This window comes from Curvibacter sp. GW821-FHT01G03 (assembly GCF_059422285.1).
This window is the reverse complement of sequence record NZ_JBWKWP010000014.1, coordinates 69,546-94,162: the sequence shown is the minus strand read 5'-3', so window position 1 is coordinate 94,162 and position 24,617 is coordinate 69,546. Positions and strand designations below refer to the sequence as shown.

At 68.0% G+C, this 24,617-nt stretch carries 24 protein-coding genes; 15 read left to right on the top strand and 9 right to left on the bottom strand.

Annotated elements, in window-relative coordinates; genetic code table 11:
• Positions 1-32 precede the first annotated feature (32 nt).
• Both flgL and AC07VS_RS20245 read left to right on the top strand, forming a co-directional pair.
• Entirely contained in the window at positions 33-1,253 is a 1,221-nt protein-coding gene (gene flgL / locus AC07VS_RS20250) for a flagellar hook-associated protein FlgL (protein ID WP_494657754.1), read from the top strand.
• 8 nt (positions 1,254-1,261) lie between these two features.
• The gene (locus tag AC07VS_RS20245; protein ID WP_494751812.1) at positions 1,262-2,515 is read left to right on the top strand and encodes an HDOD domain-containing protein; all 1,254 of its coding nucleotides are present in this window, start codon (positions 1,262-1,264) and stop codon (positions 2,513-2,515) included.
• A 28-nt stretch (positions 2,516-2,543) separates the two neighbouring features.
• Here the strand turns inward: AC07VS_RS20245 and AC07VS_RS20240 are convergent, their stop codons facing one another.
• The gene (locus AC07VS_RS20240; RefSeq protein ID WP_492349235.1) at positions 2,544-3,983 is read right to left on the bottom strand and encodes an aminotransferase-like domain-containing protein; all 1,440 of its coding nucleotides are present in this window, start codon (positions 3,981-3,983) and stop codon (positions 2,544-2,546) included.
• Positions 3,984-4,081: 98 nt separating this feature from the next.
• Between AC07VS_RS20240 and AC07VS_RS20235 the strand changes: the two genes are divergently transcribed.
• From AC07VS_RS20235 to AC07VS_RS20180, 12 genes are all read left to right on the top strand, one after another.
• The gene (locus tag AC07VS_RS20235; protein WP_494751811.1) at positions 4,082-4,687 is read left to right on the top strand and encodes a LysE family translocator; all 606 of its coding nucleotides are present in this window, start codon (positions 4,082-4,084) and stop codon (positions 4,685-4,687) included.
• A complete protein-coding gene (locus AC07VS_RS20230; RefSeq protein ID WP_492349237.1) occupies positions 4,684-5,652 on the top strand; it encodes a DMT family transporter in 969 nt (322 codons plus the stop codon). The genes AC07VS_RS20235 and AC07VS_RS20230 overlap by 4 nt, the downstream gene beginning before the upstream one ends.
• A complete protein-coding gene (locus AC07VS_RS20225) occupies positions 5,649-6,845 on the top strand; it encodes an aminotransferase-like domain-containing protein (protein ID WP_492349238.1) in 1,197 nt (398 codons plus the stop codon). The genes AC07VS_RS20230 and AC07VS_RS20225 overlap by 4 nt, the downstream gene beginning before the upstream one ends.
• Before the next feature lie 78 nt (positions 6,846-6,923).
• Entirely contained in the window at positions 6,924-7,880 is a 957-nt protein-coding gene (locus AC07VS_RS20220) for a PhzF family phenazine biosynthesis protein (RefSeq protein WP_494751810.1), read from the top strand.
• Positions 7,877-8,860, top strand: a complete 984-nt coding sequence (locus AC07VS_RS20215; RefSeq protein WP_494751809.1) for a threonine dehydratase — start codon at positions 7,877-7,879, stop codon at positions 8,858-8,860. Before AC07VS_RS20220 ends, AC07VS_RS20215 begins: the two co-directional genes overlap by 4 nt.
• 101 nt (positions 8,861-8,961) lie before the next feature.
• Positions 8,962-9,630 carry a histidine phosphatase family protein gene (locus AC07VS_RS20210; protein ID WP_492349241.1) on the top strand — a complete coding sequence of 223 codons (669 nt, stop codon included), beginning with the start codon at positions 8,962-8,964 and terminating at the stop codon, positions 9,628-9,630.
• Positions 9,631-9,722: 92 nt separating this feature from the next.
• A complete protein-coding gene (locus AC07VS_RS20205; protein WP_492349242.1) occupies positions 9,723-10,742 on the top strand; it encodes a TGL-type protein-glutamine gamma-glutamyltransferase in 1,020 nt (339 codons plus the stop codon).
• A 56-nt stretch (positions 10,743-10,798) separates the two neighbouring features.
• On the top strand, positions 10,799-12,433 hold the full coding sequence (locus tag AC07VS_RS20200) for a sigma-54 interaction domain-containing protein (RefSeq protein WP_494751808.1): 1,635 nt from the start codon (positions 10,799-10,801) through the stop codon (positions 12,431-12,433).
• 216 nt (positions 12,434-12,649) lie between these two features.
• A complete protein-coding gene (locus AC07VS_RS20195; protein ID WP_492349244.1) occupies positions 12,650-13,213 on the top strand; it encodes an OsmC family protein in 564 nt (187 codons plus the stop codon).
• A 53-nt stretch (positions 13,214-13,266) separates the two neighbouring features.
• Positions 13,267-14,406, top strand: coding sequence for an acyl-CoA dehydrogenase family protein (locus AC07VS_RS20190; protein ID WP_494751807.1), 1,140 nt, complete (start codon positions 13,267-13,269; stop codon positions 14,404-14,406).
• Entirely contained in the window at positions 14,403-15,698 is a 1,296-nt protein-coding gene (locus tag AC07VS_RS20185) for an FAD-dependent oxidoreductase (protein ID WP_494751806.1), read from the top strand. Before AC07VS_RS20190 ends, AC07VS_RS20185 begins: the two co-directional genes overlap by 4 nt.
• Positions 15,699-15,833: 135 nt before the next feature.
• Positions 15,834-16,439, top strand: a complete 606-nt coding sequence (locus AC07VS_RS20180; protein ID WP_494751805.1) for a hypothetical protein — start codon at positions 15,834-15,836, stop codon at positions 16,437-16,439.
• Between the two features lie 8 nt (positions 16,440-16,447).
• On the opposite strand, the gene AC07VS_RS20175 is transcribed toward AC07VS_RS20180, so the two are convergent.
• The 8 genes from AC07VS_RS20175 to AC07VS_RS20140 form a co-directional block, all read right to left on the bottom strand.
• The gene (locus tag AC07VS_RS20175; RefSeq protein ID WP_494657743.1) at positions 16,448-17,503 is read right to left on the bottom strand and encodes an RNA methyltransferase; all 1,056 of its coding nucleotides are present in this window, start codon (positions 17,501-17,503) and stop codon (positions 16,448-16,450) included.
• Positions 17,504-17,571: 68 nt separating this feature from the next.
• Positions 17,572-18,015: a cyanase gene (gene cynS, locus AC07VS_RS20170; protein ID WP_492349249.1), complete on the bottom strand. Its 444-nt coding sequence runs from the start codon at positions 18,013-18,015 to the stop codon at positions 17,572-17,574.
• Positions 18,016-18,124: 109 nt separating this feature from the next.
• On the bottom strand, positions 18,125-18,994 hold the full coding sequence (locus AC07VS_RS20165) for an ABC transporter ATP-binding protein (protein WP_494751804.1): 870 nt from the start codon (positions 18,992-18,994) through the stop codon (positions 18,125-18,127).
• Positions 18,984-19,880 (bottom strand): nitrate ABC transporter permease, encoded by an 897-nt coding sequence (ntrB, locus tag AC07VS_RS20160; RefSeq protein WP_494657742.1) that lies wholly within the window; start codon positions 19,878-19,880, stop codon positions 18,984-18,986. The genes AC07VS_RS20165 and ntrB overlap by 11 nt, the downstream gene beginning before the upstream one ends.
• 3 nt (positions 19,881-19,883) lie before the next feature.
• Complete coding sequence (locus AC07VS_RS20155) at positions 19,884-21,302, bottom strand: CmpA/NrtA family ABC transporter substrate-binding protein (RefSeq protein ID WP_492349252.1); 1,419 nt, start codon at positions 21,300-21,302, stop codon at positions 19,884-19,886.
• Between the two features lie 155 nt (positions 21,303-21,457).
• On the bottom strand, positions 21,458-22,162 hold the full coding sequence (locus AC07VS_RS20150; protein ID WP_492349253.1) for a response regulator: 705 nt from the start codon (positions 22,160-22,162) through the stop codon (positions 21,458-21,460).
• Positions 22,159-23,364 carry a sensor histidine kinase gene (locus AC07VS_RS20145; protein ID WP_494751803.1) on the bottom strand — a complete coding sequence of 402 codons (1,206 nt, stop codon included), beginning with the start codon at positions 23,362-23,364 and terminating at the stop codon, positions 22,159-22,161. The genes AC07VS_RS20150 and AC07VS_RS20145 overlap by 4 nt, the downstream gene beginning before the upstream one ends.
• Positions 23,365-23,425: 61 nt before the next feature.
• A complete protein-coding gene (locus AC07VS_RS20140) occupies positions 23,426-23,893 on the bottom strand; it encodes a nuclear transport factor 2 family protein (protein WP_494657740.1) in 468 nt (155 codons plus the stop codon).
• A gap of 107 nt (positions 23,894-24,000) precedes the next feature.
• On the opposite strand from AC07VS_RS20140, the gene AC07VS_RS20135 reads away from it, so the two are divergent.
• On the top strand, positions 24,001-24,612 hold the full coding sequence (locus AC07VS_RS20135; protein ID WP_494751802.1) for a TetR/AcrR family transcriptional regulator: 612 nt from the start codon (positions 24,001-24,003) through the stop codon (positions 24,610-24,612).
• The last annotated feature ends 5 nt before the right edge of the window (positions 24,613-24,617 follow it).

Genomic DNA, 24,617 nt, shown 5'->3' with positions numbered 1-24,617 from the left:
CCAACCCATTGAGTGGCTGAAAGGCAGACCCCATGTCCAACTTCTTCGCCCGCGTCGGATCGGCCGACGCCTATGCCTCCGCCATCAACAACATTGGTGGCCGCCAGTCGCGGCTGACCCAGTTGCAGGGCAATCTGACGTCCGGCAAGCGCGTGCTCAAACCCAGCGACGACCCCACAGCGGCCGCCCAGGCCGAGCGCGCCATCACCCGCTCGGCCCAGGTCACCATCCAGCAACGCGCGCTGTCACTGCAAAAAGACAATATGTCGCACGCAGAAACCGTGCTTGGCCAAGCCAGCGATGCGATCCAGTCCTTTCGTGAACTGCTGGTGCAGGCCGGCAATGGCGCCAACACCGCCAGCGACCTGGGCACCATCACCTCGCAGCTGACCACCCTGCGCAACCAACTGCTGACCTACGCCAACACCACCGATGCCAACGGGCAGGCCCTGTTTGGCGGCCTGGGCAGCACCAACACCCCCTTCATCGAGCCCAATGCCACGGCGGGCGTGGTGTTCGCAGGCCTGGGCGGGCAGACCAATGGCACCGACCTGACCATTCCCAACACCATCGATGGTCAGGCGGCCTTTGCCAATGTCAGCCCCACCACCGGTGCCTTCGCCATCAGTGCACAGTCGGCCAACACGGGCACGGCCACCGCCAGTGCCGGCACCATCCTGGTCCCCACCTCGCCCAATGTGCTGGCCGGCAACAACTACCAGATCAATTTCACCTCCGGGACCACCTACACCGTCACCAACCTGTCGGCCACCCCACCGACCACCTCGGGCAGCCTGACCATGTCCGGCAGCACCGTGACCTTTGGCGGCGCCGGCAACGCCGATCAACAGATGACCTTGACCGGCACCCCCGCGGCCGGTGACAGCTTCACGGTCAAGCCCAAGGCCTCGATCTTCGACGTCATGGACAGCGCCATCGCGGGCATCAAGAACGCCAGCAGCGGCACCAGTGCCCAGGCCTCGGTCAGCGGCTCACTCGCCTCGCTCGACAACGCCTACGTCTCGGTGCAGGCGGCACGGGGCCTGGCCGGTGACTACCTGAACCAGGCCGACGTGATTGACTCGAACCAGCAGACCAAGGCGGTCCAACTCGAAGGCGACCGCTCAAGAGCCGAAGATCTGGATATGCTTCAGGGGATCTCGGACTTCCAGAACCAGACCACGGGCTACCAGGCGGCTCTGAAGTCCTATGCTCAGATCCAGAGCATGTCCCTGTTTGATTTCCTGAAGTAGCACATCGAATGGTCCAATCCGTCCTGGGCAGCATCACCCTCGGCTACCGCCCTCTGTGGGGTCGCAACCGCGAACTGGCCGGTGTCCAGCTGCGCGTGGCCCCCGAGCCGGCCATGCCGGTCGACGCCCCCCACCTGCTGCGCACGCTCGACGAGCTCTGGACCGCTGACGCGCCACCCTTGCTGCTGTGTGCCGAGACCCCGGCCCTGCTGGCAGGCCTGCTGGAACACGGCGACGCCCAGTCACCCCAGATCGAGGTGCCCGGTGACTGGCTGGAGGCCGACGGCGGCTTGCAGAGCCGGGTGGTTCAAGCCCATCGACGTGGCCTGCGTGTGATCTGGCGCGGCGATGTGCGCCACATGCCGCCGCCCGCCCCCGACCGCCCGGTGCACCGCTGCCTGCTGAATCTGCAACCCGAAGACGCTGCTGCCGCCCTGCAGGCCGCACTGCAGCAGAAACGCCAGCCCAACGCGCCTTCCACCGCCTTTTTGCGCAGCCCGGTGCAGCCTGGGCACTACTACGAGAACATCGCCAGCGCCGCCCTGATCGACCACTGCCTGGACCAGAAACACGGCCTGGCCTTGCTGGGCTGGCCCGACGACGACGTTCTGTACGGCCACCGCGGGCGCGAACTGGCCCCGGCACGCAGCATCATCGAGCGCCTGCTGCGCGCCATCGGGCAAGACCAGTCCATGGACGTCATCGAAGACATCCTGAGCGAAGAACCCATTCTGAGTTACCGCTTCCTGACCCTGACCAATTCGGCCGCTTTAGGCCTGCGCACCGGCATCGACTCACTGCGCCGAGGGCTGATGATGATGGGCTACACCCAGCTGGAGCGCTGGCTGGTCGGCCAGTTGCCCCACGCCGGCACCGACCTCAACCTGCAACCGGTGCGCCAGGGCATGGTGCTGCGGGCCCGCCTGATGGAGCACATTCTGGACGCCGGCATCGAAGAAGACCTGCGCCGCGAGGTCTACCTGTGCGGCCTGTTCTCGCAGCTCGACGTGTTGATGAACGAGCCCCTGGGCAACATCCTGCACCGCCTGCCGCTGTCCGAACGCATCTACTCGGCCAACGTCACTCAGTCCGGCCCCTACCTGCCGGCACTCGATCTGGCCCGCGCCATCGACAGCGCCGACACAGCCACCGTGCGGGCGCTGCGCCACGCCCATGAGCTCGACACCGAAGACCTGAACCGCGCCCTGCTGCACACCTTGCTGAGCCAGCACGTGCCGGCCAATGCGGCCACCCGCAGCTGAGGCGTCAGCAAGCCGGCGGCCCGCCGCCTCAGCGGCTTTCGCCCACCACCCGGGCAAATACCTTCCAGAACGCGGCGTCCTGCGCCGTGGCAAAGTTGATGCGCATCAGCGTGCCCGGTTTGCGGCTGGCGTGGAACAACGCGCCCGGTGCCAGCAGATAGCCCTCGTCCAGCATGCGCTGCGCCAGCACATCGGTGTCCACCCCGGTGTCCACCCAGCCGAACATGCCGGCCGGTTCGGCCACAAAGGTGCAGCCAGCCTGCAGCGCCAGCTTCACCGTGCGGGCCCGGGCGGCATCCAGCCGGGTGCGGATGCGATCGGCATGGCGGCGCAGTTGCCCCTGCTCGATGCACAGGGCCAGGGCCTTTTCCAGCAGCGAGGGCGTGGTCAGCGTGGCCAGCAGCTTGGTGTCCAGCAAGCGCTCCACCAGATCGGGTGGCGCCGCCAAAAATCCCACCCGCCAGTTGGGCGCCAGGATCTTGGCAAAGCCACTGACATAAATGCTGCGCTGCAGGCCATCGAGCACGGTCAGCCGGGTGGCATGGTCGGGTGCAATGTGGCCATAGGTGTCGTCTTCGACGATGTGAAAATCATGCTGGGTCGCCAGTTGCAGCACCCGGTGAGCACTGCCCGGGGTCAGGCAGTGACCGGTCGGGTTGTGGAATACGCTCACACTCACGAACAGCTTGGGGGCGTGCACCTCGCAGTAGCGCTGCATCACCGCCAGGTCCGGGCCATCGGCCAGGCGCGGCACGGGCAGGATGCGCATGCCCAGGGCATCGAGCCGGGCAAATTCGACCGACCAGCCCGGCTCCTCCACCATCACCGGATCACCCGCCTTGAGCAGGGTACGGCTCACGATGTCCAGGGCGTGCGTGGCCCCCACGGTGGTGATGAGCTGTTGCGGCTGGGCCCGGATGTTGAGGCCGGCCAGGCGCTGCGCCAGCACCCGGCGCAGCTCGGCGTCGCCCATCGGATCGCCGTAACGCAAGGAGCTCTCCTGCAGCGCCCGTGTGCTGGTCACCTTGCGCACCGCCGCCGGCATGAAGGTGGTCTCCAGCCAGTCCGGCGGCAGCACCCCCGAGCCGGGCTGTGGCTTGTTCGAGGCCTGGTGGAACATGCCCCGGATCAGCGCCGCAGCGTTCACATGCGAGCCCGAAGGCAGGGCATGAAGGGCCTCGCCCAGCACCCCGGCAGCGGCACTGCGCTGAGGCGTCGGGCCCGGCGGCTCGGGGCTGACCAGATCGCGCACAAAGAAACCGCGTTGACGCCGCGCCTCCACCAGTCCCTGGGCCAGCAACTGGTCGTAGGCCGCCACCACGGTGTAGGCGCTCACGCCTTGCTGGCGGGCGCATTCACGCACCGAAGGCAGGCGTGCCCCGGGTGCCAGCAGACGGGCCCGGATGCGTTCGGCAAAGCGCTCGGCCAGTTGTTCGGTCAGGGATTGTTGGGCGTGACGCGTCAGCATGGGCAAAACTGTATTGAAGGTTTTGCCAATACAGATTGTGAAAATGTCGAACAAACTGTATTGGCCCTGTGTTGGTCAAAAACTATAAAGTGACCGACATGAGCTGGCAAGAATTTTCCGCATTGCTGCTGCTGGCCACTGCCAGCAGCTTCACCCCCGGGCCCAACACCACGCTGTCGACGGCCCTGGCGGCCAACTTCGGCCTGCGCCGGGCGATGCGTTTCGTGCTGGCGGTGCCGGTGGGCTGGTCGCTGCTGCTGGCGCTGTGCTCGGCCGGGGTGGGCGCCGTGATCCTGGCCTTGCCAGCTTTGCGCTGGGCCATCCTGGCGACCGGTGTCGCCTACCTGCTGTGGCTGGCCTCGCGCCTCATGAACAGCCGCCAACTGGCCCAGGCCGATGCCTCGCGCTTGCAAGTCACCTTCGGCCAGGGCGTGATGCTGCAGTTCCTCAACATCAAGGCCTGGATGCTGGCCCTGTCCATCGTGGCCGGCTTTGTGGCCGGCCAGGCGGAGCCAATGCAACGCTTTTTGCTGATCCTGCCGGTGATGCTGTGCTTTGCGTTCTTCAGCAACCTGGCTTACGCCCTGGTGGGCTCGATGCTGCGGCACTGGCTGGCCCAGGGCCAGCGCCTGCTGGTGTTCAACCGCGTCATGGCCGCCGCCCTGGCGGGCACGGCGGCCTGGCTGCTCTGGAGCGCACTGTGAACAACCTCAGCACGGGATCCGACCCTCTGTTGCGCCGCGGCCTCTGGCTGGGTGCCCTGGGAGTGGCCATCTTCGCCCTGACCCTGCCCATGACCCGGCTGGCCGTGGGCAGCCCCGAGGCTCCCCTGATGTCAGGCCTGTTCGTGGCCATGGGCCGCGCCGTGGTGGCGGCGATCCTTTCGGCCGGCTACCTGCTGGCCACCCGGGCGCACTGGCCGACCGCCGCGCAGCGTCTGCCCCTGCTGCTGACCGCGCTGGGCGTGGTGTTCGGCTTTCCGTTGTTCACCTCGCTGGCCATGCGCCACGTGCAGGCCGTGCACGCCAGCGTGATCGTGGGCCTGTTGCCCCTGGCCACCGCCGCCGTGGGCGCCGTGCTGCATCGCCAACGGCCTTCGTGGCAGTTCTGGGCCTGGGCCGGCCTGGGCAGCGCCCTGGTGGTGGTGTTTGCGCTGACCCATGCGGGGGGGACGGGCCTGGGCCTGAGCCCGGCCGACGGGCTGCTGTTGCTGGCCATGGCCTGCGCCGCCGTGGGGTACGCCTATGGCGGGCGCCTGTCACGCGAGATGCCGGCCGAGCATGTGATCTGCTGGGCACTGCTGCTGGGCCTGCCGTTGACGCTGCCGCTGGCCTGGGGCAGCCGCCCCGAACAGGCCTTGCCTGCCTCGGCCTGGCTGGCCTTCGGCTACGTGGCCCTGTTTTCGATGTGGCTGGGCTTTTTTGCCTGGTACCGGGGGCTGGCCCTCGGGGGCACCGTGCGGGTCAGCCAGGTGCAACTGCTGCAACCCTTTTTGTCCATGCTGTTTGCCGTGCCCTTGCTCGGCGAGCGACTGGACCTGGGCACCGCGCTGTTCGCCGCTGCCGTGGTGCTGACCGTGTTCCTGGGACGCAAGTCGCCGGTGAACGCGCCCACAAACACCGACAATCACGTTTTGAGCTCCCTGCCAACGAAAGGAAACGCCTCATGAGCACCCCCAGCTGGACGCTGTCCACACGCGCCCAAAAGATGAATCCCTCGGCCATCCGTGAAATCCTGAAGGTCACGGAAAAGCCCGGCATCATCAGCTTTGCGGGTGGGCTGCCGTCGCCCAAGACCTTCCCGATCGAGGCCTTCGCGGCCGCCAGCGCCAAGGTCTTGCGCGAAGATGGTGCCGCCGCGCTGCAATACGCCTCCAGCGAAGGCCTGCCGGTGCTGCGCCAGTTCATCGCCGACCACCTGCCCTGGAACGTCGATCCCGACCAGGTGCTGATCACCACCGGCAGCCAGCAAGGTCTGGACCTGGTGGCCAAGATCCTGATCGACACCGGCAGCCGCATCCTGGTGGAAACCCCCACTTACCTGGGCGCCCTGCAGGCCTTCACGCCGATGGAACCCCGGGTGGCCAACGTGGCCTGCGACGAGCAAGGCCCGGATCCGGAAGACCTGGCCCGCCAGGCCATCGGTGACGGCAGCGCGGCCGACCGCGCCCGCTTCGTCTACCTGCTGCCCAACTTCCAGAACCCCACCGGCCGCACCATGACCGAGGAGCGCCGTGCCGCCCTGGCCGCCAAGGCCGCCGAGATCGGTCTGCCCATCGTCGAGGACAACCCCTACGGCGACCTGTGGTTCGACGCCCCGCCGGCCCTGCCCCTGGCCGCGCGCAACCCCGAGAACACCATTTACCTGGGCTCGTTCTCCAAGGTGCTGGCGCCAGGCCTGCGCCTGGGCTACATCGTGGCGCCCAAGGCCATCTACCCCAAGCTGCTGCAAGCCAAACAAGCGGCCGACCTGCACACCCCCACCTTCAACCAGCGCATGGTGGCCGAGGTGATCAAGGACGGCTTCCTGGACACCCACGTGCCCAAGATCCGCGCCCTCTACAAGGCCCAGTGCGAGGCCATGCTGGCCGCCCTGGACCGCGAGTTCGCTGGCCTGGGTGTGCAGTGGAACCGCCCCGTGGGTGGCATGTTCCTGTGGCTGCGCCTGCCTGAGGGGCTGGACAGCGTGAAGCTGCTGCCCCTGGCGGTGGAGAACAACGTGGCCTTCGTGCCCGGTGCCCCCTTCTATGCCGACCACGGAGACCCGCGCACCCTGCGCCTGTCCTTCGTGACCGCCAGCGTCGAGCAGATCAACATCGGCGTCGCTGCCCTCGCCAAGACCCTGCGCCAGGCGCTGGGCTGACGCGACCACCTGGCCTCGGGGATGAAGCCCCTGCCCCGAGGCAGGCGCCCTCTCACCCCAAGAATCCCCGAGTGCCCCATGAGTCAACGCCCTTTCCAACAAGTCGACGTCTTCACCCAAACGGCCGGTTACGGCAACCCCCTGGCCGTGGTACTGGATGCCAGCGGCCTGGACGATGAAGCCATGCAGCGTTTTGCGCGCTGGACCAATCTGTCCGAAACCACCTTCCTGCTGCCCCCCACCGAAGCGGGCCGCGCCCAGGGGGCCGACTACCAGGTGCGCATCTTCACCCCCGGCGGTGAGCTGCCCTTTGCCGGCCACCCCACGCTGGGCAGTTGCCACGCCTGGCTGCGTGCCGGCGGGCAACCGCGCTCGGCCGCCCACGTGGTGCAGGAATGCCGCGTCGGCCTCGTGCGCATCCGGCGCGAAGGCAGCGGCGCCGGGCAGCGCCTGGCCTTTGCCGCCCCCACGCTGCGGCGCAGCGACCCCAGCCCCACCGTGCTGTCCCAGGTGGCCAAAGCCCTGGGCCTGAAGCCCCAGCAGGTGCTGGCGGCCCAGGTGCTGGACAACGGCCCGGTCTGGATGGGCCTGCTGCTGGACCACCCGCAGACGGTGCTGGGCCTGCAGCCCGATCACCTGGAACTCAAGGCCCTGGGCCAGAAGGTCGGCGTGGTGGCCATCGACCACCCCGAGGTGCGCACCGGCCTGATCGCACACTCCAACCGTGAGGCTCGGGCCTTCGGCGCCACCCCGCGCAGCAGCAGCGCCCCCGCCGGAGACCCCACCGCCCCGACGCTGGAGGTGCGCGCCTTTGCCGCGCCCATCGGCATCCTGGAAGACCCCGTCACCGGCAGCCTGAACGCCAGCCTGGCCCAATGGCTGATCGCCGACGGCCATGCCCCCCGCCACTACGTGGCCGCCCAGGGCACCTGCCTGGACCGCGCAGGCCGGGTGCACATCGACTGCGACGACCAGCAACAGGTCTGGGTCGGCGGCGCCAGCGTGACCTGCATCGAAGGGACGGTGGATCTGTGAGCACCGCACTGCCCCAGGCCAGCCTGCCCAGCCTGGCTGACATCGAAGCCGCCGCCGAGGTGGTCTACCGCGCCTTCCCGGCCACCCCTCAATATCAATGGGGACTGCTGAGCGAGCGCCTGGGCACCCCCTGCTGGCTCAAGCACGAGAACCACACGCCCGTGGGCGCGTTCAAGATCCGCGGCGGCCTGACCTACTTCGACCAACTCGCCCGGCGCGGCGAATTGCCGCGCGAGGTGATCAGCGCCACCCGGGGCAACCATGGCCAAAGCATCGGCTGGGCCGCCCGGGCGCATGGCGTGACCTGCACCATCGTCGTGCCGCACGGCAACTCCACCGAAAAGAACGCCGCCATGCGCTGCCTGGGGGTGAACCTGATCGAGCACGGCGACGACTTCCAGGCCGCTCGCGAGCACGCCATCGCACTGGCCCAGGACCGCGGGGCCCACATGGTGCCCAGCTTCCACCGCGATCTGCTGCGCGGTGTCAGCACCTACTGGTGGGAGTTCCTGCGCGCCGTGCCCGAGCTCGACGTGGTCTACGTGCCCATCGGCCAGGGCTCGGGCGCCTGCTCGGCCATTGCCGCCAAACAGGCCCTGGGCCACCGCGCACGCATCGTCGGCGTGGTCAGTGCCCATGCCACCACCTACGCCGACTCCATCGCGGCCGGCCGCGTGGTCGAAGCCCCGGTCAGCACCGTGCTGGCCGACGGCATGGCCTGCCGCGTCGCCGATGCCGCCGCCCTGGCCGTGCTGGGCCCGGGCCTGGACCACCTGGTGCAGGTCACGGATGCCGAAGTGGCCCAGGCCATGCGGGCGCTGTTCACCGACACCCACAACGTGGCCGAAGGTGCCGGCGCCGCCGCCCTGGCGGCCGCGCTGCAAGAGCGCAGCGCCCTGCGCGGCCAGACCGTGGGCCTGGCCCTGTCGGGGGGCAATGTCGATGCGGGCGTGATGGCAGGGGTGTTGGCGGGCGCCTGAGGCACCCACGCCACCCAGTGCCGTCACCCATGTGACGGTTTTCCGACGAATCGGTCGCCGCGGCGACTGTGCGGTCTGTGGGCGCTTGACAGAATCCGCCCATGGGAACCCTTTACCTTGTGCGCCATGGCCAGGCCTCGTTTGGCGCCGATGATTACGACCGACTCAGCGAGCTCGGTCACCGCCAGAGCGAACGCCTGGGCGAGTACTTCAAAGGCAAGGGTCTGGAGTTCCAGGCCGTCATCACCGGCACCTTGCGCCGCCACCAGGAAACCTTTGCCGGCATCGCCCGGGGCCTGGACTGGCAGGCCCAGCCCGTTCTGTGGCCCGGCCTCAACGAGTACGACAGCGAGGCGGTGATCCAGGCCATCCACCCCATGCCCCTGCCCAAGCCGGACACCCCCGAACTGTATCGGCACCACTTTCGCCTGCTGCGTGACGGCCTGACGCAATGGATGGCTGGGGTGGTCAGCCCCCGCGGCATGCCCAGTTACAACGATTTCGTGCACGGTGTGAGCAGCGCCCTGGACCACGTGCGCCAGAACTGCGAGGGCAACGTCCTGCTGGTCTCCAGCGGTGGGCCCATCTCGACTGCGGTGGGCCACATCCTGGGCACCACCCCTGAAGCCACGATCGAACTCAACCTGCGCATCCGCAACAGTTCGGTGACCGAATTCCACTTCAACCCCAAGCGGCATTCGTTGGTCACCTACAACACCCTGCCCCATCTGGACCACCCCGACTACGCCAGTTGGATCACCCACGCTTGAGCATGGGCTCCGGGTTTCCAGGGGGGATGCCGGTGCTCGGCGGCGGGTTTTCACGGTTGTATGGCTGCGATCAGCCTGTCGATACTGAGGACATGCTGAGCGCGCCCACCCAACTCCACCCTCCGCCCTCCGGGCAGCCTCCCCTGGCGTCACCGCCCGGGGCCTGCGGCGTGGTGTTTCAGGGAAGCAGCAAGGCAGCCTTGCAGCAAGGCCATTGGCAGTTGATGGAGCAGTTGCAGCAGCTGGGCCTGGCCAGCCTGGTGGATGTTCAATTGTTGGCGGGCGATGCCACCACGGCACCCGCGATGCAGGTGGCACTGCAGCCCACCCTGATCGAGCACTGGGCGCCGGGCCATGACACCCGGGCCCTGTCCAGAACCCTGGCCCTGGACCCCCGGCACGCGGACGATCTGGCGCGCGAGATCGTGGTGGCGCTGCTGCTCAGCCCGGTGGCGTTCACGTTTCCCAGCCATGCCGAATGGGCGGCCGCCGTGCGGGTGCGCCAGGGCATTGTGCAGGCGGCACGCGACACCCGGCTCCACCCCGACCCGACCGGGCCGCGCCATCCGCCCGAAGATTGGCAGCTGCAAACGGGCCACCCCCCACTGCTGCGCCCCGAGCGCCCCCTGACGGCGGCCTTGCAGGCCCTGCTGCAACCCGCCCAGGGCCCGGGGTTTGCACTCTCGCCCTACCGCGCCTCGGAATACGTGCTGCTGCTGGGTCTGGCCGAGGAAACGCGCCGCCACCACCCGGCGTTGTACAGCCGCTTGCAGGCCCGCTTCCAGCACCGACCGGTGCGCGATTGCGAATTCCATCAGGCTCTGATGCGCCAGATCGGCAGCCCTGAAGCCCCCTTGCCCTCGGGCTTTGCGGTGCCGGGCGACCGCGTCTGGCTGCGCCCACCACCCAGCCCCGGGATGCTGGATACCCGGCGGCCCATCGGCGGACGCTGGGCCATCTACCTGGGCCAGGGCCAGTACCGCGAATTCGAAACACCGCCGGACCTCAGCCGCCAGCCCCCCTGGCACAGCCCGGAGCACACCGCTGCCTGGCTGCCCATGCGCGAATTTCCGCGCCTGCTGTGCCCGGGCAGCAGCGACATCCTGCTCTGACCCCACCTCGGACACCGCCTCCTTCGGGCTGGCACGGCAACTGCATGGCCGCCGGCATGGCCCAGCCCCCTGATCAGAACCCGCCCTCCGCCCGGATGCCGACCACCGACTGGCGCGCCCAGGAGCTGCTGCTGATGCACGAAGTGATGCGCCTGGTCGGCCGCAGCCTCAGCCCCGAGACCGTGTTGCGCGAGATGCTGCACTTGATGAGCGAACTGCTGGGCCTGAACCGGGGCCGCATCGTGCTGCGCGAGCCCGAGTCGGCCCAGGCCCGCATCCAGCATGCCTATGGCCTCACACGTGCCGAAGCCCAGCGCGGCCGATATGCGGTGGGCGAAGGCATCACCGGGCGCGTGCTGGCCACCGGGCAACCCGCCCTCGTGCAGGACATCGACAACGAGCCTTTGTTTCTGTTCCGCTCGGTACGCCGGGCCGAGCTGCCGCCCGAAACCGTCGCCTTCATCGCCCTGCCGATCACGGCCAAGGGCCAGACCCTGGGCGTGCTGGCCTGCCACCGCATCCGCAGCCGGCAGCGCCACCTGAACGACGACCTGGCGCTGCTGCGCGTGCTGGCCACCCTGGCCGGGCAACTGCTGCAGTTGCAGCAACTGGTGAGCGAGCAGACGAGCCAGCTTGAAGCCCGCAACACCCAGCTGGCACACGCCCTGCAAACCCATGCGGCACGCTATGGGCTGATCGGCAGTTCGCCCGCCCTGCTGCAGGCCCTGAGCGAGCTTGAGCAGGTCTCTCAGGCCAGCGTGAGCGTGCTGCTGCTGGGTGAATCGGGCACCGGCAAGGAGCTGTTCGCTCGCGCGGTGCACCTGGCCAGCGGGCGACGTGACCACCCTTTCATCAAGGTGAACTGTGCCGCCATCCCCGAGACGCTGTTCGAGTCCGAGCTGTTCGGGCACGAGAAGGGGGCCTTCACCGGCGCCGTGGCGGCCCGCCCGGGCTGGTTCGAGCAGGCCGACGGCGGCACCCTGTTTCTCGACGAGATCGGCGAGTTGCCCCTGGGCCTGCAATCCAAGCTGCTGCGCACGCTGCAAGAGGGCACGCTGGTGCGCCTGGGTGGGCGCCGCGAACAACGGGTGGACGTGCGCCTGGTCGCCGCCACCCACCGCGACCTGTCGGCCGATGTGCAGGCAGGCCGCTTCCGCCAGGACCTGTATTACCGGCTCAACGTGATCCCGATCCGCCTGCCTTCGCTGCGCGAGCGGCGCGAGGACATCCAGGCCCTGGCCCTGCATTTCGTGAGCCGGGCCAATCAGGCCCACCAGCGCAATGTGAACCTCACACCCGAGGCGCTGCAAGCCCTGACGCACCAGGATTGGCCCGGCAACATCCGCGAGCTGGGCAATTTCATCGAGCGCCTGGTCCTGTTGAGCGAGCACAGTGCCGTGACCCAGCCCCATTTGCTGCGCCTGCTGCGCCAAAGCCAGAACAGTGGCCAGGCCGGCGCCCCGCCGATGCGGGTCAGGCCGCCGGGCCCCGCGGGCTGGCCCGAGGCCGCCGCCGATGAGGCCTCACCCGCCCCGCTGGTGCGCGATTACCAGAGCGTGCACGCCCACCCGGTGGCCCAGTTGCAACAAGCCCTGCAACAACACCACGGCAACCAGTCCCGCGCGGCCCAGAGCCTGGGCCTGACCCTGCGCCAGTTTGCCTACCGTCTGCGCAAGGCCGGCCTGCGCTGAACAGGTCGACAAATTGTCGACATTGGGTCGACACAAGCGGCCTGGCCGATTCGCAATCGCCGTTCAATTCGCTCTCATATCCAGAGCAAACAATTCAATCAGGATATTGGTTTCAAGCGTTCTGATCGTGTCAAACCGGTCTTGGCACGTGGGTTGCAATGAAGCAGGCAGGCCGGGGCCGATGGCCCTGCCCCCACCCCATCAAGGACCCACCCCATGACCGACGCTTCCGCCCTCGCCACCCCCACCACCGTCAAGGCCTACCTGCGCCCCATCGACAGCGAGGGCCTGGCCGCCTTCGCCGCCAAGGGCCGGGCCAACCCCGCCAGCCGCGGCACCAACAAAGTCCACACGGTGATGGAGGGCCAGTACCGCTCGCTCAGCACCGTGGGCACGCACACCCCGGTGGTGGTGGACGAGCCCCTGCACCTGTTCGGCCAGGACACCGCCCCCGCGCCGGGTGAGATCGTGCTGTCGGGTCTGGGCGGCTGTCTGGCGGTGGGGATCACCGCCGTGGCCACCTGGAAGCAAATCAAGCTGAGCAAGCTGGAAGTGTTTCTGGAGGGCGACATCGGCAACCCGGCCGCCTGGGGCGCCGGTGGCGCGCTTGAGAAGACACCGCCTGAAATGGGCTTCCAGGCCATTCGCGTGAAGGTGGTGATCGAGGGCGACGCCCCACGCGAGGTGCTGGACGACATCGTGCAGCACGCCAACTTTTACTCGCCGGTGGCCAACACCTTGCGCAACCCGATCCCGTTCACCATCAGCCTGGCTGACTGACGGTTTGAACCGGCCCGCTCCGCAGCCCCTGCAGCCACCTCAAGGACTTGAGCATGAACCCCGCTGACCTGCCCCCCGAAATTCGAGCCGGCGACCTGCTGGCGGCCACCCGCGCCCTGGCCCAGGGCCCCCTGCGCGAGCAGGTGCAGGCCATTGATCGAGAGGGCCTGTACCCGCGCGACGTGCTGCGGGCCCTGGCCGCCGCTGGCGCCATGAGTGCCCACCTGGACAGCGAGCACGGGCCGGGCGACTACGCGCTGGCCATCCAGGCCATGGCCGAGGTGTCCCGGGTGTGCGGCGCCACCGGCTTCATGATGTGGTGCCAGGCGGTGGCCGGCCTGTACCTTCAACAGTCGGGCCAGCCCGCGCTGGGTGCCGAGGTGCTGGCCGCCCATGTGCGCGGTGAACGCCTGGGCGGCACCGCCCTGTCCAACCCCATGAAGAGCTTTGCGCAGATCGAAAGCCTGTTGCTCAAGGCGACCCCGGTGGCCGGCGGCTACCGGGTCAGTGGCACCCTGCCCTGGGTCAGCAACCTGGGGCCGGACCACTACTGCGGCGCCATTGCCGCCGTATCGCCCCAGGACGGCGCCGCCCCGACGCACGAGATCATGTTCCTGTTGCGCTGCGACGCGCCCGGGGTGGAGCTGCGCGAATGCCCCTCGTTCTCAGGCATGGAGGGCACGGCCACCTATGCCCTGCGCGTGAAAGACCTGTTCGTGGGTGAGGCCGAACTCATGGCCGATCCGGCACGCCCCTTCATTGCCCGCATCCGGGCCGCCTTCGTGATGCTGCAATGCGGCATGGCCGTGGGCATCACCCAGGGTGCCATCGACTCGATGTGGGCGGTGGAACCTCAGTTGGGCCACGTCAACCAGTACCTGGAAGACCGGCCCGACGCCTTGCAGGCCGAGCTCGACGAGCTGAGCGCGCGCGTCATGCAGCTGGCCCGCACCCCCTACAGCACCGACAAAGACTTCTTCATCGACGTGCTGGACGCCCGCGCCCACGGCGCAGAACTGTGCCTGCGTGCGGCCCAGTCGGCCCTGATGCACCAGGGCGCACGGGGCTACCTGATGAGCTCGGAGGTGCAACGCCGGGTGCGTGAATCGCACTTCGTGGCCATCGTCACGCCCGCCATCAAGCACTTGCGCAAGGAAATCGCTCGCCTGAGTGCCGAGGAGTTGCCCGCATGAACACCCCAACCCGCCAGCCCGATGCCCGCCCCAGCCCCGTGGGCCTGGCGGTCGACGCCCTGGCCCCGGCCTGGCAGACCTACATCTGCCACGCCTGCGGCTACCTGTACGACGAAGCCCTGGGCGACCCGGACAGCGGCCTGGCCCCGGGCACCCGCTTTGCCGACATCCCAGAGGACTGGGCCTGCCCCCTGTGCGGCGTGACCAAGAGCGACTTCTCGCCCTACACGCCCCCCGGCCCGGGCACCGATCGACAGCCCTTGCCCAACACCTCGGCGCCCCTGGTGCGTGTGCACCGGGGCGATGCGGGCGTTGTCATCGTGGGCGCTGGCAAGGCCGGCTGGCAACTGGCGGAAAGCCTGCGCCAGCACGATGCCGGGCTGCCCATCACCCTGGTCAGTGCCTGCAGCGGCGACCGCTACGACAAGCCGCTGCTCTCGGTGGCACTGGCACGCCACCTGGCCCCCGAGAGCCTGGTCAAGGAAAGCGGGGCCGAAGCGGCCCGGCGACTGAACCTGCGCCTGCTCCCGCACACCCACGCGGTGCGCGTCTGCGTCGAGACGCGACAACTGCGCACCACCCGGGGCAACCTGCCCTACCGTCAACTCGTGCTGGCCCATGGGGCCGAGGCCGCGCTGCCGGCGGGGCTGTCGCCCGGTCTGTGCTGGCGCATCAACCACCTGGCGGCCTACCAGCGCCTGCGCCAGGCCCTGGGCGACGGCCCGCGCGACGTGCTGGTGCTGGGCGCCGGGCTGATCGGTTGCGAACTGGCCAACGACCTGGCCCTGGGCGGCCACCGGGTGCGCCTGCTCGACGCGGCCCGCGAACCCCTGGCCCGCTGGCAGAGCCAGGCAGCCGGGGCCCAATTGCTGGCCGCCTGGAAGGGCCTGCCCATCACCTTCGAGGGTGCCCAGACCGTGGCCCAAGTGACCCGCTCGGCCACCAGCGGGCGCTACCAGGTGCACACCGCTGGCGGCCAGCACCACGAGGTGGACCAGGTGGTGGTGGCCGCAGGCCTGCAAACGCCCGGCCGGCTGGCACGCAGCGCCGGCTTGCATTGGCGCGACGGGATTGCAGTGGACCCGGCCACGCTGGCCACCAGCCAGCCCGGCATCCACGCCCTGGGCGACTGCATCACGGTCGACGGGGCGGCCAGCCGCTACATCGAACCGATCGCCCGCCAGGTCAGCACCTTGACGGCGGCCCTGCTGGGCCGGACGTCCGTGGGCTACGAAGCCCGGCCCGCGGTGGTGCGGGTCAAGACCAGCTCACAGCCGCTGACCCTGCACTGAACGCCCACCCGCTCGGGATTCGATCCAGATCAAGGAAAGGCCATGTGACATCGCCCGGTCACCCCGCTGTCAATTCACTTTCATGCGGGCCGGTCACGCTGCGGTCATTCCTTTTTCATGACCTAGGAGTTTGCCGTGCATGATTTCCTGCAGAAAGTCGACACCCTGCGCTGGGACGACCACCGTTATTACCACCGGTGCCGCATCAACCAGACGCTGCACCTGATCAGCGCGATCAGCTTTCTGTGCGCCTACGGCCTGCTGTTCGTCGACCCGGCGGCGGCCGCGATGGTGGGTTGGCTGGTCGGCATGGTGACGCGCCAATCGGGGCACATCTTCTTCGAGCCCCGCGGTTACGACACCGTGAACCAGGCCAGCGATGCCCACAAGGAAGCCATCAAGGTCGGCTACAACATGCGCCGCAAGGCCATCCTGATCGGGGTGTGGCTGGCGCTGCCGGTGCTGCTGGCCCTGCGGCCTGACCTGTTCGGGCTGATCCACCCGGGCGCTGGCCTGGCCGGCCATGCCCACGACGTGGGCCTGTTGTGGTTGGCCCTGGGGGTGACGGGGCTGCTGCTGCGCACGCTGCACCTGTTCGTGCTGCGCAGCCCGGCCTGGGGCCTGGCCTGGGCCTTCAAGATCATCACCGATCCGATCCACAACGTGCAGATCTACTGGCGCTCGCCCCTGGCCCTGCTGCGCGGCGAGCGGCTGGACCCGATGCAGTCATCGCGCCACTGAGCAGGCCTTCAGAACGTGTTGACGTTCTCAGGCCGGGGCGCCCAATGCACAGGCTGCTGCGGCGCTTCAGCCTGGCTGCGCGCCCGCAGCTGGCCACAGCCCCCCTCCACATCCTGCCCGGCCGACTGGCGCAGCTTGGTCAACACACCGCGCCGATGCAGGTGGCGGGCAATCTCGGCGGCACGCTCCCAGCTGGGGCGTTGAAAGGGCAGATCGGGCACGCTGTTGTAGGGGATCATGTTGAGCACGCCGTACTTGCCTTGCAGCAGGCGCACGATGCCATCGAGTTCTTCCTGGCTGTCGTTGACGCCGTCAATCAGTGTCCACTGGTACTGGATCGGGTAGCCGGTGGCGCGGGCATAGCGCTCACCCTGGTCCACCAGTTCATCGGGGCTGATGCGCGGGGCGCGCGGCAACAGTTGCTCGCGCAGCTCGGCGCGCGTGGTGTGCAAGGACAAGGCCAGCGCCGGCTTGACCCGCCCCTGGGGCAGGCGCTCGAACACCCGCGGGTCGCCCACGGTGGAGAACACCAGGTTCTTGTGGCCGATGTTGCCCACCGTGCCCAGCAGGTCGATGGCTTCGAGCACGTTGTCCAGGTTATGGGCGGGCTCGCCCATGCCCATGAACACCACTTTCTTGACCGGCCGCAGCGTGCGCGCCAGGGCGACCTGGGCCACGATCTCGGCGCTGCCCACCTGGCGCAGCAGGCCCTCGCGCCCGGTCATGCAGAACACGCAACCCACCGCACAGCCCACCTGGGTGGACACGCACAGGCCGTCGCGCGGCAACAGCACGCTCTCCACGGTCTGACCATCGGCCAGCGCCACCAGCAGGCGGGCCGAGCCGTCTTCGCCTGGGTGTTGCGAACGCAGCGTGGCCAGGCCGGCCAGCTCGGCGCTCAAGGCTGGCAGCAACTCACGCACCGTCGTCGGCATGAAGTCTTCCAGCCGCCGCCGGCCGCTGTCCTGCGGCTTGGCCTGGGCCCACAGGCGCAGCACCCGCTGCTCGTGGGCGGGGCCGGCGCCATGGGCGCGCAGTTGCTGGCGGATGGATTCGATGCGCATGGAGAAAACCGGGGCCTCAGAGGAAAACGGCCCCGAGCTTAACGCCTGCGCCCGCCCCGCGGGGCGCCTCAGTAGGTCTTGTAGGGCAGGAATTTGCCCGACAGCACCACGTTCACGCGGTCGCCCTTGGGGTCGGCCTGGCGCTGGATGTCCATGCTGAAGTCGATGGCGCTCATGATGCCGTCGCCGAACTCCTCATGGATCAGCTCCTTGATGGTGCTGCCGTAGACGCTCACGATCTCATACCAGCGGTAGATCAGCGGATCGGTGGGCACGGGGGTGGGCAGCGAGCCCTTGTAAGGCACCACGCACAGCCATTTCTGCTCGTCGGCGGTCAAGCCGAAGATCTTGCCCAGCACCTTGGCCTGCTCGGGTGTGGCGGTCATCTGGCCCAGGCACAGGGCGGTGGTCCACTCTTTGGACTGGCCCAGCTTCTTGGCCACGGCCTCCCACTTGATGCCTTTTTGCACCTTGGTGGTGATGATTTTTTCGGTGATGTCGTTGCGGTTCATGTTGGCTCCTTTGAAGAACACGGGGAAACAGGTTGGAAGTCCCGGGCCGAGCGCTGCCCCGCCGCGACCGGCAGGCCGCGGCTTGAAGCACCCGGTTCGGGGTGGAAGCTCAGTGCGCCCGGGCGCGGCTGACGAGGAAATCGACCACGTGGTTGCGCAGTTCGTAGTAGCCATCGAGGTGGTGCAGGCTGGCCCGGCTGCGCTCACGCGGCAAGGGGTTGACCACCACCTCGGCCAGCCCACCGGGGCGGTAGCCCTGGGGGGTGTCGTTGCCGTTGCTCATGAGCAGGATGCGGTCGGCCAGCAGAATGGCCTCGTCCACATCGTGGGTGATCATGAACACGGTCTGCTGGGTCTGGCGCACGATGCCCATCAGCTCGTCCTGGATGGTGCCGCGGGTCAGTGCATCCAGCGCCCCGAAGGGCTCGTCGAGCAGCAACATCTTGGGGCTGATGCTGAAGGCCCGGGCAATGCCCACGCGCTGCTTCATGCCCCCCGACAGGGCCGAGGGTTTCTTGTCGATGGCCGCGCTCAGGCCCACCATCTCGACGAACTTCTCGAGGTGCACGTTGACCTTGGCGGCATTCCACTCGGGCCAGCGCGACTTGACCGCGAAGGCGATGTTCTGGCGCACGGTGAGCCAGGGCATCAGGGCATGGCTCTGGAACACCACGCCCCGCTCCAGGCTGGGGCCGGCGATCTCGCGCCCGTCCATGTAGGCATAGCCCGAGCTGGCTTGGTCCAGGCCGGCCAGCACGTTCAGGATGGTGGTCTTGCCACAACCCGAATGGCCGATGATGCAGACGAACTCTCCCCGCGCCAGCGAGAAGGACACGTCCGAGAACACCGGGCGGGCCGGATCGTAGGCCTTGCTCAATGCTTCGACTTTCAGAAATCCATCCACCTTGGGGTTCCTTTCTTCTGCTTGGGGCCTGGCCAGCCCCGCCCGAGCGACACGGCTGCCGAGATCACTCCACATAGGTCACCGCCTTCTGCAGCCGGCCAAAGGCCAGGTCCAGCAGCATGCCCACGACACCGATGACGAGCACGGCGAAGATCACACTGGTGAGCGACAGGTTGTTCCACTCGTTCCAGACGAAGTAGCCGATGCCGGTGCCGCCCACCAGCATCTCGGCCGCCACGATCACCAGCCAGGCGATGCCCATGCTGATGCGCATGCCGGTGAGGATGGTGGGGGCCGCAGCCGGCAGGATCACCAGCAGGGCCCGGCGCAGCGGGTTGACCTCCAGGGTGGCCGACACGTTGAGCCATTCGCGCTTGACCGAAGCCACGCCGAAGGCGGTGTTGACCAGCATGGGCCAGATCGAGCAGATGAAGATCACGAAGATGCCCGAGATCGACGAGTCCTTGATGGTGTAGAGCGCCAGCGGCATCCAGGCCAGCGGGCTGATGGGCTTGAGCACCTGGATGAAGGGGTCAAAGGCCCGGCGCAGCAGGGGCGACATGCCGATCACGAAGCCCAGCGGGATGGCCACCAGGCAAGCCAGGCCAAAACCCAGGCCGACCCGCGCCAGCGAGTAGGCCAGCTGGATGCCGATGCCCTTGTCGTTGGGACCCTTGTCGTAGAACGGGTCACGCAGGTGCTGCCAGGCCGCGGTGGCGGTCTGCAACGGGGTCGGAAAGCCCCCCGACTTGGCGCTGCCGCCGGCTTCGGCCGGGGCTGCGGCCGCCGGGTCCTTGCCCATCATCTTGAGGTACTCGATCTGTTCGGCGCTCAAGGCCTTGGTCGGTGCCGCCGCCGGCGCATCGGGCAGGGTGGCGGTGCGCCACACCGCCAGCAGGACCAGCAGCATCAGCACCGACAGCACGCCGGCGCGGAAGCCCAGGGATTTGAAGGGGCTCATGGCTCAGGTCCCCTTGCTGATGGCAAAGCTCTTGGCATAGGCCTCGGCCTTGGCCGCGTCGAACTCTTTGCCCATGATGTTGAACTTGGGGTAGGCGCCGCCTTCGGGCACCTTCTGATCCAGGGCCTTCATCTGCTTTTTGGCATCGGTCAGCAGGAACACCTTCTCGGCGATCTGCTTGTAGTTGACCGCCCCCTTGATGTAGCCCCAGCGCTGCATCTGGGTCAGCATCCAGACGGCCATGCTCTGCCAGGGCATGGGGTCGAAGTCGGCCCGGTCGGGCACGTTGCGGATGTTGCCCAGGCCGTCAGCAAATTTGCCGGTCAGCACCTGCTGCAGCACCACCTCGGGTTGGTTCAGGTAGGCCTGCGGGGCAATCACCTTGGCGATCAGTTCGCGGTTCTTGGGGTCGCGGGCCATGGCCGCCGAAGTCAGCACCGCACGGTACAGGGCGGCGAAGGTGTTCGGGTTCTTCTGGATGAACTCGGCACTGGTGCCGAAGGCACAGCAGGGGTGGCCGTTCCACAGGTCCTTGGTCAGCAGGTGGATGAAGCCGGCCTCTTCGTACACGGCGCGCTGGTTGAAGGGGTCCGGGCCCAGAAAGCCATCGATGTTGCCGGCCCGCAGGTTGGCCACCATCTCGGCCGGCGGCACCACGCGCAGTTGCACGTCCGTGTCGGGGTTGAGGCCGGCCTCGGCCAAGTAGTAGCGCAGCAGGAAGTTGTGCATGCTGAACTCGAAAGGAATGGCGAACTTGAAGCCCTTCCAGTTCTTCGGGTCGCGGTTGTCCTTGTGCTTCAGGGCCAGGGTGATGGCCTGGCCATTGATGTTCTGGATGGTGGCCACGTTCATGGGGGTGGCGTTGGAGCCCAGGCCCAGCGACATGGCCAGCGGCATGGGGCTGAGGAAGTGGGTGGCGTCGTATTCCTTGTTGATGATCTTGTCGCGGATCAGCGCCCAGCCCGCGGTCTTGGTGACCTCCACATTCAGACCCTGCTGTTTGTAGAAGCCCAGGGGGTGGGCCATGATCAGCGGGGTAGCGCAGGTGATCGGGATGAAGCCGATCTTCAGGTCTTTCTTTTCGAGGTTGGTGCCGCCCTTGCCGGCCTCCTGGGCCATGGCCTGCAGGCTGGCCACAGGCAGCACGCTGCTGATGGCGGCCATGGCCGTGCCCTTGCCCACCGCGCGCAGGAAGCGGCGCCGCAAGGCATCCTGCGGAAACAAGGCCTTGACCAGGGTGGCTTCGATGAACTCGTTGCTGTAGGCCTCGAACTCGCTGCTCAGGCTGCGCTGGCGCAGTGTGGCGGCGGCCGCTTCGGCAGTGACTTCTGCTTGATGGTCGGCCACCGTGTGCTCACGCCCGCAGCTGCACTTGAGCATCAGGGGGCGGTCGGCATCGTAGGGCGAAAAGAACTCGGACATGGCACACCTCGTTGATCAGGATGTGATGCGCTACGCAAAGCGCGGGCCAAGTTGCCGCCCAAGTGGCGCGTTGACGGGGATCCACTGCATTTCGTGCCCGGCATGTCGACACCCTGTAGGGCCAGCCCTACAAATCAATTGCAGCCAACGGCTTTTCAGGCTCCAGAAGCGCTGCGCGCCAGCAAGGCCAGCTCGACATCGTTGCGGGCCCCGGTCTTTTCGAGGATGCGGGCCCGGTAGGTGCTCACGGTGTTGGGCGCCAGCTTGAGCTGTGCACCAATTTCGCTCACCGAATGCCCGCTGGTGAGCAGGCGGAACACCTGGTGCTCGCGGTGCGACAGGGCATCGATGGCGGCCATGACCGCGGCCGGCGTGCTGGGCGCCAGGGTGGTGCGTGACAGGGCACCGGCCAGGGCTTCGGCCGTGGCCTCGCTGAGGTAACGGCCACCGGCGGCCACCTTGCGCACCGCGACCACCATGTCGTCGGGGTCGGCGCTCTTGTTGAGGTAGCCAGCCGCCCCCAGCTTGATGCAGCGCACGGCGTACTGTTTCTCGGGGTAGGTGCTGAGCATCAGCACCGGCAAGGCGGGCCATTGGCGGCGCAATTGCTGCAGCACCTCCAGCCCGTCCAACCCGGGCATGGCGATGTCCAGCAGCACCAGGTCCAGCCCGGCCGGGCCCTGCAGGGCCTCGATCTGGGTCAGGGCCTCGGGGCCGGTGGCGGCCTCGGCCAGCACCGTGATCTCGGGCTGACCATTGGCCGGATCGCCGAGCACCTGCTTGAGCCCCTGGCGCACGATCAGGTGGTCATCGGCCAGCAACAAGCGGATCGGGGCGGGGGCGGTCGCAGCCAGGTTCATGGGGTCTCCAGCGGAATCTGCAAGTGAAAACACGAGCCTTCGCCCGGTGCGCTCTGGATCAACAGCAGGCCGCCCAGGTGGCGCGCCCGCTCGCGCATGCCCATGACGCCGTAGGCAGTGGGCGCCTCCAGGGCCTGCGGGCTGGCGCCCACGCCGTTGTCCTGCACGCGCAGGTGCAGCTGGGCATCGCGCTGCTCGATCAGGATGTCGATCGCGCTGGCATGGGCATGGCGGCCCACGTTGCTCAGCATCTCCTGGAAGATGCGGAACACCGCCATCGCGGCCGGCTCAGGCAGGCTCAGCGTTTCGGGCACGCTCATGCACCACTCCAGCGCCAGCTCGGCCGATTGGGCGAACTCGTGGGCCTGCCATTCCAGCGCCGCCCACAGGCCCTGGTGGTCCAGGATGCTGGGGCGCAGGTCGGTGATGATGCGACCCACGTTGTCGACGGCGTTCTCGATCAGGCGGCTCATGTTCTGGCATTTGCAGCGCATCTGGCCGCGCATGTCCTGCGCCGCCTCGGGCTCGCGGGCCGCCTGCTCACCCAGGCGCTTGTGCAGCCAGTTGACGTCCATCTTCAGGGCCACCAGCAGGCTGCCCAGTTCGTCGTGCACCTCGCGGGCGATTCGGGTGCGCTCGTCCTCCCGCACGCGCTCGGAGTAGGCCGAGAGTTCGCGCAGGCGCACCAGGGCGTCGCTGAGCGCCAGGGTGCGCTGTTGCACGCGCTGCTCCAGCACATCGTTGCTGCGCTGCAGGGCGTCGTGGGCACGCTGCAAGGCCTGGGCCGCACGGCGCCGCTCGGTGATGTCGACAAAGGTGATGACCGCACCGCGCACCTCGGTCCCGTCAAGGATGGGCTGGCTGGAGTACTCGACCGGGAAACTGCTGCCGTCGCGTCGCCAGAACACCTCGGAGTCGATGCGGCAGGGCAAGCCCTGGCGGAAGGCGTTGAAGATCGGGCAGTCGCGGTCCGGGTAGGGCCGGCCATCGGCATGGCTGTGGTGGGTCAGCGCATGCATGTTGCGCCCCAGCAGTTCGGCGGGCTCGTAGCCGATCAGGCTGGCCCCGGGCCGGTTGATGAAGACACAATCGCCCTGCAGGTCAATGCCGAACATGCCCTCGTCGGTCGAATCGAGCAGCAGGCTCAGGCGCTGCTGCCACAAGGCATCGGTACCGGGGGGGATGTTGAAGCGGGCGACCATGCCCCGGCATCAAGCAACGCCTGTGCCAGTTTGGTGCATGGCCGCTTGACCTCTTGCCTGCTCAGAGGCCCAGCTCGCTCAGGCCCGGGTGATCGTCAGGCCGGCGGCCCAGTGGCCAGTGGAACAGGCGTTGGTCCGCCCGGATCGGCATGTCGTTGATGCTGGCAAAGCGCCGCTGCATCAGGCCCTGGGGGTTGAACTCCCAGTTTTCATTGCCGTAGCTGCGGTACCACTGGCCGGAATCGTCATGCCACTCGTAGGCAAAGCGCACGGCCAGGCGCTCGCCGGTGAACGCCCACAGCTCCTTGATCAGGCGGTAGTCCAACTCGCGAGCCCACTTGCGCTCAAGGAGCTGGCGGGCCTGCTCACGCCCGACCGGAAACTCGGCCCGGTTGCGCCACACCGTGTCCTCGGTGTAGACCTGGGCCACGCGGGCCGGGTCGCGGGAGTTCCAGGCATCTTCGGCCAGGCGGACTTTTTGCACCGCCGTCTCGGCGGTGAAGGGGGGCAGCGGGGGCTTGGTTTCCATGAAAGGGCTCCGTCAAAGGAAGGTTGGGGCAGAAAATCCTGCATGTAGACAGATCTGTCTACCCGCAACTCTAATCCATGTAGACAGACCTGTCTACAATCATCGACATGACAGAAGATTCTTTTTCAGCGCCCTTCGTGCTCGACCCCAGCTTGCCGGCCCGCGAGCGCATTCTGCTGGCCGCCCATGAGCTGTTCTACCGCGACGGCCTGCGCGCCACCGGGGTGGACCGGGTGATTGCGGCGGCGGGGGTCACCAAGGTCACGTTCTACCGGCACTTTCCGGCCAAGGACGAACTGATCCGCGCCTTTCTGGCCTATCGCCACGAACGCTGGATGGGCTGGTTCCAGGCCGCCCTGGCGAGACACCGGGAGGCTCAGAGCCCGGCAGAACGCCTTCGCCACCCCCTGCACCCCCTGGCAGCGGCCCTGGGCGAATGGCTGCGCGAGCCAGGCTTCCGGGGTTGTGCCTTCATCAATGCGGTGGCGGAACTGGGTGGGGGGCTGGGCGATGCGCTGGCCATCTCGGCCGCCCACAAGCAGGACATGGTGGGCGCGATTGAAACCTTGCTGGTCGGGCGCCCCGACGCCCGCGCCCTGGCCGAGGCGGCCGGCCTGGCGGCGGATGGGGCCATCGTGCGCGCCCAGACCGGCGGTGTGGCCGTGGAACAGGCGCTGGCGGGGCTGGAGCGCTTGCTGGCAGCCCTCACCCCAAGCTGAAGCGC

Coding starts and splice junctions, on each gene's coding strand:
- flgL (WP_494657754.1), top strand. CDS start 33: ATGTCCAACTTCTTCGCCCGCGTCGGATCGGCCGACGCCTATGCCTCC.
- AC07VS_RS20245 (WP_494751812.1), top strand. CDS start 1,262: ATGGTCCAATCCGTCCTGGGCAGCATCACCCTCGGCTACCGCCCTCTG.
- AC07VS_RS20240 (WP_492349235.1), bottom strand. CDS start 3,983: ATGCTGACGCGTCACGCCCAACAATCCCTGACCGAACAACTGGCCGAG.
- AC07VS_RS20235 (WP_494751811.1), top strand. CDS start 4,082: ATGAGCTGGCAAGAATTTTCCGCATTGCTGCTGCTGGCCACTGCCAGC.
- AC07VS_RS20225 (WP_492349238.1), top strand. CDS start 5,649: ATGAGCACCCCCAGCTGGACGCTGTCCACACGCGCCCAAAAGATGAAT.
- AC07VS_RS20220 (WP_494751810.1), top strand. CDS start 6,924: ATGAGTCAACGCCCTTTCCAACAAGTCGACGTCTTCACCCAAACGGCC.
- AC07VS_RS20210 (WP_492349241.1), top strand. CDS start 8,962: ATGGGAACCCTTTACCTTGTGCGCCATGGCCAGGCCTCGTTTGGCGCC.
- AC07VS_RS20205 (WP_492349242.1), top strand. CDS start 9,723: ATGCTGAGCGCGCCCACCCAACTCCACCCTCCGCCCTCCGGGCAGCCT.
- AC07VS_RS20200 (WP_494751808.1), top strand. CDS start 10,799: ATGGCCCAGCCCCCTGATCAGAACCCGCCCTCCGCCCGGATGCCGACC.
- AC07VS_RS20195 (WP_492349244.1), top strand. CDS start 12,650: ATGACCGACGCTTCCGCCCTCGCCACCCCCACCACCGTCAAGGCCTAC.
- AC07VS_RS20190 (WP_494751807.1), top strand. CDS start 13,267: ATGAACCCCGCTGACCTGCCCCCCGAAATTCGAGCCGGCGACCTGCTG.
- AC07VS_RS20185 (WP_494751806.1), top strand. CDS start 14,403: ATGAACACCCCAACCCGCCAGCCCGATGCCCGCCCCAGCCCCGTGGGC.
- AC07VS_RS20175 (WP_494657743.1), bottom strand. CDS start 17,503: ATGCGCATCGAATCCATCCGCCAGCAACTGCGCGCCCATGGCGCCGGC.
- cynS (WP_492349249.1), bottom strand. CDS start 18,015: ATGAACCGCAACGACATCACCGAAAAAATCATCACCACCAAGGTGCAA.
- AC07VS_RS20165 (WP_494751804.1), bottom strand. CDS start 18,994: ATGTGGAGTGATCTCGGCAGCCGTGTCGCTCGGGCGGGGCTGGCCAGG.
- ntrB (WP_494657742.1), bottom strand. CDS start 19,880: ATGAGCCCCTTCAAATCCCTGGGCTTCCGCGCCGGCGTGCTGTCGGTG.
- AC07VS_RS20155 (WP_492349252.1), bottom strand. CDS start 21,302: ATGTCCGAGTTCTTTTCGCCCTACGATGCCGACCGCCCCCTGATGCTC.
- AC07VS_RS20150 (WP_492349253.1), bottom strand. CDS start 22,162: ATGAACCTGGCTGCGACCGCCCCCGCCCCGATCCGCTTGTTGCTGGCC.
- AC07VS_RS20145 (WP_494751803.1), bottom strand. CDS start 23,364: ATGGTCGCCCGCTTCAACATCCCCCCCGGTACCGATGCCTTGTGGCAG.
- AC07VS_RS20140 (WP_494657740.1), bottom strand. CDS start 23,893: ATGGAAACCAAGCCCCCGCTGCCCCCCTTCACCGCCGAGACGGCGGTG.
- AC07VS_RS20135 (WP_494751802.1), top strand. CDS start 24,001: ATGACAGAAGATTCTTTTTCAGCGCCCTTCGTGCTCGACCCCAGCTTG.